Source organism: Enterobacter cloacae complex sp. P40C2 (assembly GCF_014930695.1).
In the GTDB taxonomy this organism is placed as follows: Bacteria; Pseudomonadota; Gammaproteobacteria; order Enterobacterales; family Enterobacteriaceae; genus Enterobacter; species Enterobacter pasteurii.
This window is the reverse complement of record NZ_JADBRP010000003.1, coordinates 132,609-148,451: the sequence shown is the minus strand read 5'-3', so window position 1 is coordinate 148,451 and position 15,843 is coordinate 132,609. Positions and strand designations below refer to the sequence as shown.

The 15,843-nt window shown below is 56.3% G+C and carries 13 protein-coding genes; 8 read left to right on the top strand and 5 right to left on the bottom strand.

From position 1 onward, the window contains the following. Positions 1 to 54 precede the first annotated feature (54 nt). The 3 genes from IM304_RS08375 to IM304_RS08365 all read right to left on the bottom strand — a co-directional run bounded on the left by IM304_RS08375 (position 55) and on the right by IM304_RS08365 (position 5,874). Entirely contained in the window at positions 55 to 3,405 is a 3,351-nt protein-coding gene (locus IM304_RS08375) for a methyltransferase domain-containing protein (RefSeq protein WP_322091057.1), read from the bottom strand. A gap of 34 nt (positions 3,406 to 3,439) precedes the next feature. Then, a complete protein-coding gene (locus tag IM304_RS08370) occupies positions 3,440 to 4,834 on the bottom strand; it encodes a hypothetical protein (protein ID WP_193354678.1) in 1,395 nt (464 codons plus the stop codon). A 203-nt stretch (positions 4,835 to 5,037) separates the two neighbouring features. Next, positions 5,038 to 5,874 (bottom strand): flagellin, encoded by an 837-nt coding sequence (locus tag IM304_RS08365; protein ID WP_047652381.1) that lies wholly within the window; start codon positions 5,872 to 5,874, stop codon positions 5,038 to 5,040. Positions 5,875 to 6,184: 310 nt separating this feature from the next. Here IM304_RS08365 and fliD point away from each other — a divergent pair, with 310 nt between their 5' ends. The 4 genes from fliD to amyA all read left to right on the top strand — a co-directional run bounded on the left by fliD (position 6,185) and on the right by amyA (position 9,941). Further along, positions 6,185 to 7,603 carry a flagellar filament capping protein FliD gene (fliD, locus tag IM304_RS08360; RefSeq protein WP_193354679.1) on the top strand — a complete coding sequence of 473 codons (1,419 nt, stop codon included), beginning with the start codon at positions 6,185 to 6,187 and terminating at the stop codon, positions 7,601 to 7,603. A 13-nt stretch (positions 7,604 to 7,616) separates the two neighbouring features. Beyond that, on the top strand, positions 7,617 to 8,021 hold the full coding sequence (gene fliS, locus IM304_RS08355) for a flagellar export chaperone FliS (protein ID WP_148418143.1): 405 nt from the start codon (positions 7,617 to 7,619) through the stop codon (positions 8,019 to 8,021). A gap of 5 nt (positions 8,022 to 8,026) precedes the next feature. Further along, positions 8,027 to 8,389 (top strand): flagella biosynthesis regulatory protein FliT, encoded by a 363-nt coding sequence (gene fliT / locus IM304_RS08350; protein ID WP_148418144.1) that lies wholly within the window; start codon positions 8,027 to 8,029, stop codon positions 8,387 to 8,389. A gap of 64 nt (positions 8,390 to 8,453) precedes the next feature. Then, positions 8,454 to 9,941 carry an alpha-amylase gene (gene amyA / locus IM304_RS08345; protein WP_148418145.1) on the top strand — a complete coding sequence of 496 codons (1,488 nt, stop codon included), beginning with the start codon at positions 8,454 to 8,456 and terminating at the stop codon, positions 9,939 to 9,941. 102 nt (positions 9,942 to 10,043) lie between these two features. Here the strand turns inward: amyA and yedD are convergent, their stop codons facing one another. Both yedD and fliE read right to left on the bottom strand, forming a co-directional pair. Continuing rightward, a complete protein-coding gene (gene yedD / locus IM304_RS08340; protein WP_193354680.1) occupies positions 10,044 to 10,457 on the bottom strand; it encodes a lipoprotein YedD in 414 nt (137 codons plus the stop codon). Between the two features lie 75 nt (positions 10,458 to 10,532). Then, on the bottom strand, positions 10,533 to 10,847 hold the full coding sequence (fliE, locus tag IM304_RS08335) for a flagellar hook-basal body complex protein FliE (protein ID WP_148418149.1): 315 nt from the start codon (positions 10,845 to 10,847) through the stop codon (positions 10,533 to 10,535). A gap of 228 nt (positions 10,848 to 11,075) precedes the next feature. Here fliE and fliF point away from each other — a divergent pair, with 228 nt between their 5' ends. Genes fliF through fliI form a run of 4 tightly spaced genes read left to right on the top strand, consistent with a single transcriptional unit; the run spans position 11,076 to position 15,822 of the window. Then, positions 11,076 to 12,758, top strand: coding sequence for a flagellar basal-body MS-ring/collar protein FliF (gene fliF, locus IM304_RS08330; protein ID WP_148418150.1), 1,683 nt, complete (start codon positions 11,076 to 11,078; stop codon positions 12,756 to 12,758). Beyond that, the gene (gene fliG / locus IM304_RS08325) at positions 12,751 to 13,749 is read left to right on the top strand and encodes a flagellar motor switch protein FliG (protein ID WP_148418151.1); all 999 of its coding nucleotides are present in this window, start codon (positions 12,751 to 12,753) and stop codon (positions 13,747 to 13,749) included. The genes fliF and fliG overlap by 8 nt, the downstream gene beginning before the upstream one ends. After that, entirely contained in the window at positions 13,742 to 14,452 is a 711-nt protein-coding gene (gene fliH / locus IM304_RS08320; RefSeq protein ID WP_148418152.1) for a flagellar assembly protein FliH, read from the top strand. The genes fliG and fliH overlap by 8 nt, the downstream gene beginning before the upstream one ends. After that, positions 14,452 to 15,822 (top strand): flagellar protein export ATPase FliI, encoded by a 1,371-nt coding sequence (gene fliI / locus IM304_RS08315; RefSeq protein WP_148418153.1) that lies wholly within the window; start codon positions 14,452 to 14,454, stop codon positions 15,820 to 15,822. The genes fliH and fliI overlap by 1 nt, the downstream gene beginning before the upstream one ends. Positions 15,823 to 15,843 lie beyond the last annotated feature (21 nt).

Genomic DNA, 15,843 nt, shown 5'->3' with positions numbered 1-15,843 from the left:
GTATTGATACCGGCAAATTTTTTCCAGACGGCCTGCGTTATTAGCGATGTTCATTTATGCGCGCTCTTCAGCAATGAGGAAGGCATGCGGTTTTTCTCCACGGCAATAGATCCCCCACGCTTCGCGCAGCGCCCGTTCAAAGTTTTCAGCAACGTTAAAATCGGGTACATGGTCGACCGGGATCCGCTCCCGCATCCCCTGACGTATTTCAGCCAGCTCGGGAATACGTTTACTCCAGCCGGTGGCCCTGGAAATATAATCGGCTTCATCTGCCGCAATAAACTGCTCCAGCCCGTAAGAACGCATAATATCGACGCCCTGCTGGCAGGGTATGGTTGGGCCATTCATCGTCAATGTCGGCACGCCCATCCACGCCCCGTGATGCGTGGTCGTTCCGCCGCTGTAGGGGAATGCATCGAGCAAAATATCGATTTCATGATGCAGAGCCAGGTACTCGTCCAGTTCGACCAGTCCTCTGAAAAGCAGCCGGTCCTGAGAAATACCACGCTGCCTGAGACGTTTTGTCATGGCCGCGATCATTTCGGCGTCGGTCATGTTACCGATTAACAAGCGACCCTCAGGATAGCCCTGTAAAATAGCGGCCCACGCGTCCAGAACCTGGTCGTTTATTTTTTTAGAACGGTTAAAGCTGGCAAACGTAATATAGCCGTTGCGAAGCGCGGGCAATGGGTTAATGTCCGGGCTTCGCGGATGGGGCTGGAAGCTCTTACGCGTTGCGACGAACATCGCGTTTTCCACCAGCTGTTCTTCAAGCGCCGGCGACTGCGCCAGGCTCGATGAAAGCAGAATATAATCCATCTCTTTCATACCGGTCGTACCGGGATAACCTATCCAGGTTATCTGGATCGGGGCCGGACGCAGGGCGAATACCGGTAGCCGGTTGTAGGCGGTATGGCCCGATAAATCGAACAGAATATCGATTTTGTCTTCCGCTATCAGCTTCGCCAGCTCGATATCGCTGATGGCATCCACCTGGCGCCACAGGGTAGCGCTCTCGCGAAGGTGGCAGTAAACGTCATCCTCCTCGAGGAAAAGGGTGTTATAGGCAATCAAATCATATTGTTCACGATTGATGGCGTCCCAGTAAGGCAGCAGGAAATTGGCCACGGGGTGCTTGCGCAAATCACCGGAAACAAAGCCGAGCCGGAGCCTGCGCTGAGGCTCCCGGGAATTGCCGAGCGCAAGCTTAACCCCGCTCTCCTTAGCCCAGGCTGAAGCGCGACGACCAAATTCCAGATGCCTTTCCAGCAGTTCATCCGCCTTCACGCTGGCGTCGTGACTCATCACGAAGAGTAAATTGCTGAAGTAACCAAAATTGTAGTTACTGAGCTCGACGGCCTTTTCCATGAAATAGCGCGCCTCGGCCATTTTATGATTGTCACTCAGGACGATGCCGGTAAGACCAAGCGAGCTGGGGCCAGGGTGCTGGAAGCGCATAATTTCCCTGCAGCATTTTTCTGCCAGCGACATATCGCCATACGCATGATGCAGCGACGCCAGGCTGAGCCAGTAGTCAATATTCTTATTGTTGAGGCGAAGTAAGGTACGGACGATCTGCCGGGATCCGTAAAATTCACGCTTACGCTGGAGCACCGTGGCAAGATCGTAATAGATATCAAGGCTGGAGAAATAATATCCCATCAGCCTGCAGAGCGAGGCCAGAGCCTCGTCCCAGGCCGAGGTCAATACGCACGTTTTTGAGTAGCAGCGAAGCACGTGAATATTGTCGGGGTTTTTCTCCATTAATTCGCGGGCGTATTCCCGCGCCTCTTTAGAGCGTCCTTTTTGAATAAGGCCGTTCGCCCGCTCGTAAATCGCATCGACGGCCGGATCGGCTAATTCGGGTTCGGCATTGCCTTTCAGCAGCACTCCGCCCTGCGCCCTCTCGACGCTCAATAACAACAGCAGAGAAAGTTGCGATTTCAGCACGTCGAGCATGCCCGCTCGCAGGAAACGCTGGAGCTGTTTTTTCCAGGCCTCCGGCGAGCCCGTAAGCAACCCTTTAATCTTCAGCGCCGAGTAGTGTTCCCAGTTCGCCTGCCCTGCCCTGTTCATATCAAACCGCAGGTAATGCCACTCGTCGGGAGTCAATGAGACCCACTCTCCCCACAGGTTCATGAGGGGGATATTCTCTGCAGGACGCCCGGAGGGGAGTCGCCCTACCGGCACCAGCTCATCATGCGGCGCGGCGTTATATGCGCCAGGAGCGGCGCTCCAGAAGAAGCCATCAGCGCAGGTCATGAACAGCGTTTTCAGGGCTTCCCATACCGTCTGCTGGTAATCCTCCTGAGTTTCAGGGGCACGGCAGTTGAGCACCAGCTGTTCGAAGCTTAAGGACATTGGCCAGGCGTTACCCAGCAGTTCCATGATGCGGATAATAATGGCGTTGTCGGTACGAATGATTCGGCCGTTATTATTTCTGAATTCGTGCGGCGCTTTTGCGGGATCCACGTCCACCGGCACAAAGCTGCCGGCCCAGTGCAGGTTTTTGAGCTGGTCAAGATCCGGTTCGGCAGGAGGCGAGAGCGCGTTCAGATGACACAGCAGGGTGAAGCGTTCTTCTCGCTGCACGGCGTAGTCAAGATACTGCTGTGCCATCGTTCTGCTGGCACCGTCGCTGACGGCCTCCAGCAGCCGTGCCGTTTTCGGGTTATAGTAGCCTCCCAGCTCCGACTGCGGCAGTACGTCACCCAGATACTGCAAGCCCATCTGTTCGGCCTGCGCGCTGAAGTCAGCAAGCGTACAGGCTCCGTCGGTCGGGCTTAAGTAGGCCAGAACCAGCGCGTTGTCGTCCATTTTTTCAGCAAGCCGGACTTCATTCCTGAGCGGGCCCTCCTCCAGCGTTAACAGCATAAAGCTGAGCATGGCGCGGGCGGAGGCCAGCAGGTCGCTTCCCTCTTCCGCTCGTTCAAGATGAAACCGTAACGCTTCTCCCAGCGTCAGGCGCGCAGAACTGCCGGGCAGTACGGACCATTTTATGGCGATAACGCCGCTGGGCGATAAATGCGCGTGACACCACTTCAGCAAGGCTTCCCGCTCGCTTTTCCCCAGAAAGGCAAAGGTCTGGTGAATAATGATGTAATCAAATTCGCCGGGATCGGCAGCCAGTAAATCCCCTAACCCCGCGGCAAAGAGCTCAACGTTCTGACATCCTAATTCTGCGGCATGCTGCTGCCCTTTCTGGATAGCCTCTTCATCAATATCCACGCCAATGGCGATACTCTCGGGGTACGCCCAGGCATGCATAATCAGGCGCGTTGCCGATCCGCAGCCCATCTCCAGGACGCGGGCAAACGCGGGCAGCGGCGCAGCCAGGTGATTAAGCAGCGCAGAGGCATGGAGGGTCTCAGGGCTAACCCGATAGTAGGGATACAGTGTCGTCACGTTTATTCCAGATTCTCGTTATTACAGGCCAGGTTCAGCGCTGGTACTGGCGGATGAGCGCCGATTTATAGGCCTGACATGGCCCTTCTTCCTTTATCGTCACCCAGCTGAACGCCTCTTCACCCGCCTCGCTGTCCAGCATTACGCGACGCTCGGCTCGCATGATGGCGCGATGGTCTTCTGGCGACATGCAGTCCAGACAGGAAAAGAGTGCGACCTGCTCCAGGCCCGGCGCGTAGTTGCCGCTGGCGAGGTTATCGTCGATAAAGTGCGCCACCCGGTCGAGATAGCGCTGCGCGACGCCGCCGGGTCTGGCGTAGATGAAACCGGCAAAGACCTCCTCCCAGAAAGGAGCCGCTTCGGTCTGCAACAGCAGCAGCGGCGCGTCGGGCTCCGTCCAGGGCTTGCGCACCAGCACATTCGTGTTTATGGCAATAACGGGCGTATTGAAGGTCGCCAGGGCATGGCGCAGGAAAACGATACGACGGGCAGCGCTGACTACCGACGCGTCCGCGTTACTGGCTATTTTTTCATGGCTGGCAGAGAGGTTAAGTTCCGGAAGCTGTTCCCGAAGCGCCGTCAGGCTTGCTTTAACCGCGTCGCTACCGTTAAAAAGATGCAGGTGAACATCCAGCACGTCGCGGTTGGTGTCATACAGGGAGTACAGCATCGGTACGGCGTGTTCGAAATACTCCTCGCTATCGCAGGTTAACAACACCGTCGTTTTACCGGCTGAGGTTTTTTCAATCCAGTTTTCAAAGGCTCCCGCCTTCACCACGCCTTCACTCGCGTTCAGCGATCGGAAATCGATGTAAGAATCCGGAATGCCCCCGAGCCTGTAGATCCCACAGGCGATCATCAGCAGGGCCATGGGATCTTCGCCAATCAACGACGCATCCGCGGTCAGCGCCTGGATCACCACCATCGCCTGGTTGAAGTCGTTTTCCATTAAGCAGATCAGCAGCAGGATTTTCAGTACCGGGGCCGAGCTGCTTACCAGCGAAAGGTTATTGTTTATCAAAAATAGCGCTGAACTGATTTCATTCACCCGGAATAACAGCTGAATGGCGGCGACAAGATAATTAATATTGCTGTCGGCTTTTAGGGCCGAGACGATATATTCGGTAAGCCGGGCGCGCTGGTCTGCGGATAATGCCTCTCCTTCGCCAGTGCGGGCGTCATTCAGCGCGCCGTTGGCCAGCACGATCGCGCACAGCATATTTTTTAAGGCCGCATCTTTTTCCGCCTCCAGCCCCGTTTCTGCCGCACGGATCGTCGGCTCGAGGGCGGTAATATTGGCGCTCTTAAAACTGAAGATTTCCGCCGCGATGTTTGCGGGCATAACGTCGGCTTCCGGGAGATCGATAAACCGGGTAAAGACATCCCGATAAAACTGACGCATAGCCCGGCTACGTGCGAATTCACTCATCTTATAACTCATCGGTAAACTGTCGTCAGACGACCGGAAAAAGAGATTTTAGGCAGAGTACCACTGCGCTACGGGGGGTGATGGCGGGAAAACGCTGCTAAATGCAGCCTTATTTTGCAGATTACGTGCGGGTATTTTTAAGGATAAAGAGTGAAAAAAAAGGCTGCTGTTTCCAGCAACCTTTTTTACATATTTTGCGGCTATTAACGCAGCAGGGACAGCATCGCCTGTGGAACCTGGTTTGCCTGAGACAGCACGGAAGTACCAGCCTGCTGCAGGATCTGCGCGCGAGACATGTTAGAAACTTCAGTTGCGTAGTCAGCGTCCTGGATACGGGACTGAGCAGCAGACAGGTTAGTGATAGAGTTGTTCAGGTTGTTGATGGTAGATTCGAAACGGTTCTGAATCGCACCCATGTTAGAACGAGCGGTATCAATTTTAGAGATAGCGTTGTCTGCAGCGGTGATGAACGCTTTAGCAGTGCTGTTGTCGGTGATAGTACCGGTCAGGCCAGTGTCGAGGCTGGTTGCTTTAGCATTGATCAGTGCGCCAGTGGTGATAGCGATGCTATCAGTAGCGCCAGTACCCGCGCCAACCTGGATGTTCAGGGAAGCAGTCTGGCTACCGTCCAGCAGTTTTTTGCCGTTGAAGTTAGCAGCGCCAGCGATACGGTCGATTTCACCCAGACGCTGAGTGATTTCAGTGCTGATTGAGGTGTAGTCAGTGGTGCCGTTAGTATCGTTCGCAGCCTGAACAGCCAGCTCACGGATACGCTGTAAGTTGGAGTTGATCTCGTTCAGGTTACCTTCAGCGGTCTGAACCAGAGAGATACCGTCGTTAGCGTTACGTGCAGCCTGAGTCATCCCTTTGATCTGAGAATTCATACGGTTTGCAATCGCCTGACCAGCAGCGTCATCTTTAGAGCTGTTGATACGCAGACCGGAAGACAGACGCTCGATAGCGGTGCCCAAAGAAGACTGAGATTTGTTCAGGTTGTTCTGAGTGGTCAGGGACAACAGGTTAGTATTGATAACTGCCATAATTTTAATTCCTTCAAAAATGGTTTCTAGGGTCGGTGCCTAACACTCACGGCGTCTCTCACCGTCAACAAGGTTATCGACGCCCTGGCAGCAGACTTTAGAAAATATCGAAGAAAATATTTAATTTATTGTTTTATAAAGTTTTATTTACATTAAACCGGCGCCAGCACTAATTTAAGCATGCAAAATGACGACGCCTGACGCTGCCTGTATGCACGCTTATTACGCGATAAATTTTTTTGGCTCGCCGTAAACTTTTTGCCAGCCTGGCCGATAAACGACTGAAACATCCATTGAGAAGGAATATTACATGGCGACAATCAGTAATCTCGGGGTGGGCATGCCCGGCCTGCAGGATCTGTACGATAAGCTCCAGGCTGCAGAAGAGACAAAATTAACGGCCATTGCCAAACAGAAAACGACTTACGACGCGCAAATTACCGGTTACGGCAAACTGCAAAGCGCCCTGACGACCCTGCAAACCGCAGCTGCCAAGCTGGCAAAAACGGATACCTGGAACTCCACGTCAATTAGCAGCACCAACACCGCGTTCTCGGCGGTCAGTACCTCCAGCGCCAACGTTGGCGATGTCACCGTAAACGTCAGCAAGATTGCGAAAGGCCAGGTTCTGACGACCGCGCCCGGCACCATTGACAGCAATACAAAGCAGTTAGGCGGCACAACCGGTTCCAACAGCCGAACCATTACCATCACCCAGGCAGGAGCCGACAGCAAGCCGCTGACGGTTACGCTTGCCGATGTCGACACGTCGCTGAACGGGATTGCGAAAGCCATTAACGCGGCCAACGGCGGCGTATCGGCAAGCGTGGTGAAGGCCGACGACGGCGACTACCGCCTGATGCTGACCTCTAAAACCACGGGTACCGATTCCGATATGACCGTAACGGTAACCGGGGACGATACGCTGAATGCCGTCATCGGCAGCGGCGCGCTTAACGAGCAGGTGAAGTCGCAGAATGCCGTCGTTAACGTGAACGGTATCCAAATTGTTCGCCAGAGCAATACCATCACTGACGCCCTGCCCGGGGTTACGTTAACCCTGAAAACGCCGAGCACGGCAGATGAAACCCTGACGGTAGCGCGCTCGACAGACGACAACAAAAAAGCCATTACGGAATGGGTGAATGCCTACAACGCGCTGCAGTCCACCATTGCCTCGCTGACCAAGTATGAGCCGCCTGCTGTGGGTGCAACCGCCCAGTCGTCGAACAACGGCGTACTCATGGGTGACAGTACTATCCGCGGAGTACAATCCGATCTGCGTGCTTTATTGACCAATGTGCAGAGCGGTTCTTATGCCATCATGGCTCAGCTTGGTATCACGCAGGACCCGGTTAAAGGTGCAGATGGCGCAATTGGCAACCTGAAGATCGATGATAAAAAATTAACCAAAATCCTCACGGAAGATCCTGCTGGCGTGCAGGCCTATTTTGTGGGTGACGGCAAAACGACCGGTTTCGCCACGCAGATGAATAACAAGCTGACCGATATGCTGAGCACCTCTGTCGGTAAAGAGGGCGTTATTCAGAATGCGAAGGACGGTATCAACGCCACGCTTAAGTCCATCGGCAAACGTTACGACGCGATGGAGCTGTCCATCGAAGCCACGATGGCGCGCTATAAAAAGCAGTTTAACGATTTGGATAAGCTGGTCACCAAATTCAACAGTACGGCCACTTATTTGAACCAACAGTTCAGCAGTAAGTAAGAAAGGAACCGATATGTATAGCAAATCTGGTGTACAAGCCTATCAGCAGGTAGGTCTTGAATCTGCTGTCTTGAGTGCCAGCCCGCACCAGTTGGTTGTCATGTTATTCGACGGTATCCATAGCGCGCTTATACGGGCGCGCCTTTTCCTTGAGCAAGGGGATATTCCCGCTAAGGGCGAGGCCCTGTCTAAGGCCATTAATATTATCGAAAATGGCCTGAAGGCTGGGTTAAATATGGATGTGGGGGGAGAACTTCCCCACAACCTTTCTGCGCTTTATGACTATATGGTACGCCGTCTGTTACATGCAAACCTGCGCAATGACATTGAGGCTATTACCGAGGTCGAGGCTCTTCTGCTCAATATTTCCGACGCCTGGAAGCAAATCGGCCCGGGTTATTCTCCCAAGCAGGATTAACTGTAATGAACGACTCCAGCTTATCCCTAAAAAAGTGGCATGCTCTTTATGCGCTTAGCAATACCATGCTAAGCCTTGCTCAATCCGGGAAATGGGATGAGCTAATCGATCGGGAGGTTGCGTACGTTTCGCTGGTTGAAGAGATCAGCACGACCCCTTTTCCGCCTGACAGCAAGTCCATTCAGGACCAGGCGATGGTCATCCTGAATCAGGTGCTTCAGAATGAACTCATTCTTAAAGAGTTGCTGCAGGAAAGAATGAGCGAGCTGAGCGGTCTTATTGCCCAAACCAATAAGCAAAAAAACGTCAACGTCACCTACGGCAGGCTTTCGGGCAACATATTATTTCCCGGAGAGATGAATCACTAATACACGTTAGCGATTCTTGATCCATACTCCAGAAGTCAGCCAAACGGCTTCTGGAGCACGGACGATGAAAAACCCCACCCTGTTACAATGTTTTCACTGGTACTACCCTGCTGGCGGTGAATTGTGGCGAGAGGTCACGGCATTAGCCCCCAATCTTAACGAAATCGGCATTAATATGGTCTGGTTGCCGCCTGCATATAAAGGCGCATCCGGAGGCTATTCCGTCGGGTATGACTCCTACGACCTCTTTGACCTCGGTGAGTTTGACCAGAAGGGCAGCATCGCAACGAAATACGGCGATAAAGCGCAGCTGCTGGAGGCCATCGACGCCTTAAAAAGCAACCAGATTGCGGTCCTGCTGGACGTCGTGGTTAACCACAAAATGGGCGCCGATGAAAAAGAACCCGTGCGCGTCCAGCGCGTGGATGCCCAGGATCGCACGCAGATTGGCGATGAGATAATCGAATGTGAAGCCTGGACGCGCTACACCTTTCCGGTGCGGGCGGGCCAGTATTCGCAGTTTATCTGGGATTACAAATGCTTCAGCGGTATCGACCACATCGAGAACCCCAACGAAGACGGCATCTTCAAAATCGTAAACGACTACACCGGCGAGGGCTGGAACGACCAGGTCGACGACGAGATGGGCAATTTCGATTACCTGATGGGCGAGAACATCGATTTTCGTAACCATGCGGTGACGGAGGAGATCAAGTACTGGGCGCGCTGGGTAATGGAACAGACCCGCTGCGACGGCTTCCGCCTGGATGCGGTAAAGCACATTCCGGCGTGGTTCTACAAAGAGTGGATTGAACATGTCCAGGAGGTAGCCGCGCAGCCGCTGTTTATCGTGGCGGAATACTGGTCTCATGAGGTGGATAAGTTGCAGCACTACATCAACCAGGTGGACGGTAAAACCATGCTGTTTGATGCGCCGCTGCAGATGAAGTTTCACGAAGCGTCACGCCAGGGCCGCGACTATGACATGAGCCAGATTTTTACCGGCACGCTGGTGGAAGCCGATCCGTTCCATGCCGTCACGCTGGTGGCCAACCATGACACCCAGCCGTTACAGGCGCTGGAGGCACCGGTTGAAGCGTGGTTTAAACCGCTGGCCTATGCCCTTATCCTGCTGCGTGAAAACGGCGTGCCGAGCGTGTTCTATCCGGATCTCTTTGGTGCCAGCTATGACGACACGGGGGGTGATGGCGAAACGTACCACATTGATATGCCGGTGATCGAGCAGCTCCACGAGCTGATCCTCGCCCGACAGCGCTTCGCCCACGGCGTGCAGACGCTCTTTTTCGACCATCCAAACTGCATTGCCTTCAGCCGCAGCGGAACGGAGGATAACCCTGGCTGCGTGGTGGTGCTGTCGAACGGTGATGACGGCGAGAAAACGATCTGTCTCGGTGAAAATTACGGCAATAAAAACTGGCGTGATTTTTTGGGCAATCGCGAGGAAACCGTGACCACGGCGGCGGATGGTGAAGGAACGTTCTACTGTAACGGCGGAAGCGTCAGCGTCTGGGTCATTGAGGACGCGCTTTAGTACTGGAAAAGTGCGGCCTGATGCCCTCACCCCGACCCTCTCCCACGGGGAGAGGGAGCAAACCCTAAAAACGGCAATATAATTGCCGTTTTGCTTTTACCGTTAGGGAAGCTTGCTCTCCAGCGGATTTTTGCTCAGATAATCTGCGCACTCCACCGTTGGGCGATCGACCTTTTGCAGCTCCATACCGTCATATTCAAGCGTTGTTCCGTCACGTTCGAGCGGATAGACGTCAAGCTTACTCGTCACGTTATAGTAGCTGTCCGAACGGAGCATGACCTTGCCCGGCACGGCTATTACCCGCTGCCACTGGCGGCAGTCAAGCGTATCCCCCTCTTGCGTCACCACCAGCGTGGCAATCGCTTCCGGGCTGACCATCGCGCTCTGCGGCCCTTTCGACTGCCAGTAACCCGCCAGTTGAGAAGGTACCGGATGCTTAATTACTTCCTGGTAGTTATCGACCTGAACACATCCCGCCAGCGCCAGCATCGCAGCCACAATTGCTACTTTTTTCATCATCTTTCCTGCATGCGAAGAAAAAAATATTGTGGCATTAAAGCCATCAGGCTGCCAGCGTAAGATTGGCACTGATTACACCTGCATGCCCATCACTTCCTGATACGCCGACACCAGTTTGTTACGCACCTGCAGTCCCATCTGCAGTGATACCGACGCTTTTTGCAGATCGGCCATCACATCGTTGAGCGCCACGCCGGGTTCACCGAGGGTAAATTTTTCAGCCTGGGTACGGGCCGCGTTCTGCTTATCGCTGATCCGGTCCAGCGCCGCATGCAGCTGGCCGGCAAAGCTGATGCCCGGCTGCTGGTCAGCCACGTTCTGATTACGGGCCGTCATCGCCGCTGCCTGCAGCTGACTGATCACCCCTTCAATACCCTGTATAGCCATGACTCTCCCCTGGATGGTTTTTTACGAGGTCAAGACTAACAGCTTGTCAATAAGATAATGGCGGTAAATAGCGTTAAAAAACCAGGTTATTTGACGCATAGAAAATCCCGAATCATCAAATAATGGCAGGGCCATCAGTATGGAACTTTTGTCGTGTTTGCCGACCCGGGAGTCAGTTTTGTTTCTCTACACGAATAACGTAAACCACCAGGATTTAAGAGGTGCGCAATGAGTGCGACAGCAGCATCGACAGCGCCACAGAATAAATCACTCGAGTGGATGAACCGCCTTCGCGCGAACCCTAAAATCCCGTTGATTGTGGCAGGCGCTGCCGCCATCGCGATCGTTGTTGCGATGGTCTTATGGGCAAAAAGCCCGGATTACCGCACGCTCTACAGCAATCTTTCCGACCAGGATGGCGGAGCCATCGTTACCCAGCTGACCCAGATGAACATCCCGTATCGCTTTGCCGATAACGGCGGTGCGCTCGAAGTACCGGCGGATAAAGTGCACGAGCTTCGCCTGCGTCTTGCCCAGCAGGGGCTGCCCAAAGGCGGCGCGGTTGGGTTTGAGCTGCTGGATCAGGAAAAATTCGGCATCAGTCAGTTCAGCGAGCAGGTTAACTACCAGCGCGCGCTGGAAGGCGAGCTGGCCCGCACCATTGAGACCTTAGGCCCGGTGAAGAGTGCACGCGTGCACCTGGCAATGCCCAAGCCGTCCCTGTTTGTCCGCGAACAAAAATCCCCTTCCGCCTCTGTGACCGTTAACCTCGAACCGGGCCGCGCGCTGGATGAAGGGCAGATCAGCGCCGTCACGCATCTGGTCTCCAGTGCGGTAGCCGGTTTGCCGCCGGGTAACGTCACGCTGGTGGATCAAAGCGGTCACCTGCTGACGCAGTCCAACAGCGCGGGGCGCGATCTCAACGACGCGCAGCTGAAGTATGCCGCCGATGTGGAAGGCCGCCTCCAGCGCCGCATCGAAGCGATCCTCGGTCCGGTTGTGGGCAACAGCAACGTGCACGCGCAGGTCACCGCGCAGATTGATTTCTCAAATAAAGAACAGACCGAAGAACAGTACAGCCCGAACGGGGATGCCTCCCGCGCCGTGCTGCGCTCGCGTCAAATCAACGAAACCGAACAGGTGGGCGGCCAGTATCCTGGCGGCGTGCCGGGCGCGCTCTCTAACCAGCCCGCGCCTGCTAACGCCGCGCCAATCTCCACGCCGCCGGCAAACCAGCAGAACGGTCAGCAAAACGCCCAGCAGACCACCTCTACGGCAAACAGCGCAGGCCCGCGCAACAGCAGCCGTAACGAAACGACCAACTACGAAGTCGACCGTACGATCCGCCATACCAAAATGAACACCGGCGATATTCAGCGCCTCTCCGTTGCCGTGGTGGTGAACTACAAAACGCTGCCGGATGGAAAACCGCTGCCGCTCACCGCGGAGCAGATGAAGCAGATCGAAAACCTGACCCGCGAAGCGATGGGCTTCTCTGAAAAACGCGGCGATACCCTGAACGTCGTCAATTCCCCGTTCAGCGCGGTGGATGAAAGCGGCGGTGAGCTGCCGTTCTGGCAACAGCAGGCGTTTATCGACCAGCTGATGTCCGCAGGCCGCTGGCTGCTGGTGCTGATTGTCGCGTGGCTGCTGTGGCGTAAAGGCGTTCGTCCTCAGCTGCAGCGTCGTGCTGAAGCCGAGAAAGCCGCTAAGGAACAGATGAACACGCGTCAGGACGTGGAGGAAGCGGTTGAAGTTCGCCTCAGCAAAGATGAACAGCTTCAGCAGCGCCGGGCGAATCAGCGCATGGGCGCTGAGGTGATGAGCCAGCGTATTCGCGAAATGTCAGATAACGATCCGCGCGTTGTGGCGCTGGTCATCCGCCAGTGGATGGGTAACGAACATGAGTAACACGCTTACAGGCACCGATAAGAGCGTCATCCTGCTGATGACCATTGGCGAGGATCGTGCGGCAGAGGTGTTTAAACACCTCTCCCAGCGCGAAGTGCAAATTCTCAGCGCGGCGATGGCGAACGTGCGCCAGATCTCCAACAAGCAGCTGACCGAGGTGTTGTCCGAGTTCGAGCAGGAAGCAGAACAGTTCGCGGCGCTCAACATCAACGCCAACGACTACCTGCGCTCCGTGCTGGTCAAGGCGCTGGGCGAAGAGCGCGCCGCCAGCCTGCTGGAAGATATTCTCGAAACGCGCGACACCGCCAGCGGAATCGAAACGCTCAACTTTATGGAGCCGCAGAGCGCCGCGGATCTTATTCGCGACGAGCATCCGCAGATTATCGCCACCATTCTGGTCCACCTCAAACGGGGCCAGGCGGCCGATATTCTGGCGCTGTTCGACGAGCGTCTGCGCCACGACGTGATGCTGCGTATCGCCACCTTCGGCGGCGTCCAGCCAGCCGCGCTGGCGGAGCTGACCGAAGTGCTAAACAACCTGCTCGACGGCCAAAACCTCAAGCGCAGCAAAATGGGCGGCGTGAGAACGGCGGCAGAAATTATCAACCTGATGAAAACCCAGCAGGAAGAAGCCGTTATTACGGCGGTACGCGAGTTCGACGGCGAACTGGCGCAGAAAATTATCGACGAGATGTTCCTGTTCGAAAACCTGGTCGAAGTGGACGATCGCAGCATCCAGCGCCTGCTCCAGGAAGTGGATTCGGAATCCCTGCTTATCGCCCTCAAGGGTGCCGAGCAGCCGCTGCGCGAGAAGTTCCTGCGCAACATGTCCCAGCGTGCGGCAGATATTCTGCGCGACGACCTGGCCAACCGTGGTCCGGTGCGTCTGTCTCAGGTAGAGAACGAGCAGAAAGCGATCCTGCTTATCGTTCGTCGTCTGGCGGAAACCGGCGAGATGGTGATTGGCAGCGGAGACGACACCTATGTCTGATGAACTGTCGTGGAAGCGCTGGACGCCTGACGACCTCTCCCCTCCTGCCGCGGCGTTTACGCCCGCCGTCCTGTCGTCCGACGAGGACGACACCGGTGCAGAGGAGGTGCCGGAGCTGAGCGAGGAGGAACAGCGCGCCCAGATGCTGGCCCAGCTGCAAATGCAGGCTCACGAGCAGGGCTTTAACGCCGGGATGAGCGAAGGTCGTCAGACTGGCCACGCGCAGGGCTATCAGGAAGGGATGGCAAAAGGCTTAGAGCAGGGTATTGAGCAGGCGCGCCAGCAGCAGGCGCCGCTTCATGCCCGCATGCAGCAGCTGGTGAGCGAGTTTCAGCACACGCTGGACGCGCTGGACAGCGTCATCGCCTCGCGCCTGATGCAGATGGCGCTCGAGGCGGCCCGCCAGGTAATTGGCCAGACGCCGGTAGTGGATAACGCGGCGCTGATTAAGCAGATCCAGGCCCTGCTCCAGCAGGAGCCGCTGTTCAGCGGTAAGCCGCAGCTGCGCGTTCACCCGGATGACCTACAGCGCGTGGAGGAGAGCCTCGGCGCAACCCTGAGCCTGCACGGCTGGCGGCTGCGGGGCGACCCGTCGCTCCATCACGGGGGCTGTAAAGTCTCCGCCGATGAGGGCGACCTGGATGCCAGCGTCGCGACCCGCTGGCAGGAACTGTGTCGCCTGGCGGCACCGGGAGTCGTCTGATGACCGCACGCCTGACGCGCTGGCTCAACACGCTCGATAATTTTGAAACGAAGATGGCGCAGCTGCCGTCCGTTCGTCGTTATGGACGCCTGACGCGTGCCACCGGCCTGGTGCTGGAGGCCACGGGCCTGCAGCTTCCGCTCGGCGCCACCTGCGTGATTGAGCGTCAGGACGGCCTGGAGATGCGCGAAGTGGAGAGCGAAGTGGTCGGATTTAACGGCCAGCGGCTTTTCCTGATGCCCCTTGAGGAAGTGGAGGGCATTTTGCCCGGCGCGCGCGTCTACGCGAAAAACATCACCGGCGATGGGCTGCAAAGCGGCAAACAGCTGCCGCTCGGCCCGGCGCTGCTGGGGCGCGTGCTGGACGGAAGCGGTAAGCCGCTTGACGGCCTCCCCTCCCCCGACACCACCGAAACCGGGGCGCTGATCACGCAGCCGTTTAACCCGCTGCAGCGCACGGCCATTGAGCATGTGCTGGATACCGGCGTTCGCCCCATCAACGCCCTGCTTACCGTAGGCCGCGGGCAGCGTATGGGCCTGTTCGCCGGATCCGGCGTCGGTAAATCCGTTCTGCTCGGCATGATGGCGCGCTATACCCAGGCGGACGTCATCGTCGTTGGCCTGATCGGCGAGCGCGGTCGCGAAGTAAAAGACTTCATCGAAAATATTCTGGGTGCGGAAGGCCGCGCCCGTTCGGTAGTGATCGCCGCACCGGCTGACGTGTCGCCGCTGCTGCGTATGCAGGGAGCCGCCTATGCCACCCGCATAGCGGAAGATTTCCGCGATCGGGGCCAGCACGTGCTGCTGATCATGGACTCCCTGACCCGTTACGCGATGGCGCAGCGTGAAATCGCGCTGGCCATTGGTGAGCCACCGGCCACCAAAGGCTATCCGCCGTCAGTCTTTGCCAAACTCCCGGCGCTGGTTGAACGCGCGGGGAACGGCATCAGCGGCGGAGGGTCGATTACCGCGTTCTACACGGTGCTGACCGAAGGCGATGACCAGCAGGATCCGATTGCCGATTCCGCGCGCGCCATCCTCGACGGCCATATTGTGCTGTCGCGCCGTCTGGCCGAAGCCGGGCACTACCCGGCTATCGATATTGAAGCCTCGATCAGCCGCGCGATGACGGCGCTGATTACCGAGAAGCACTACGCCCGCGTGCGTAACTTCAAACAACTGCTCTCCAGCTTCCAGCGCAACCGCGATCTGGTCAGCGTTGGGGCGTACGCCAAAGGCAGCGACCCGATGCTCGATAAGGCGATTGCCCTGTGGCCGCAGCTGGAGGCGTTTCTGCAACAGGGTATTTTTGAACGCGCCGACTGGGACGATTCCATCCAGGCTCTGGAGCTGATTTTCCCGCAGGCGTAACACAGGTGGAGGGCGAAGGTC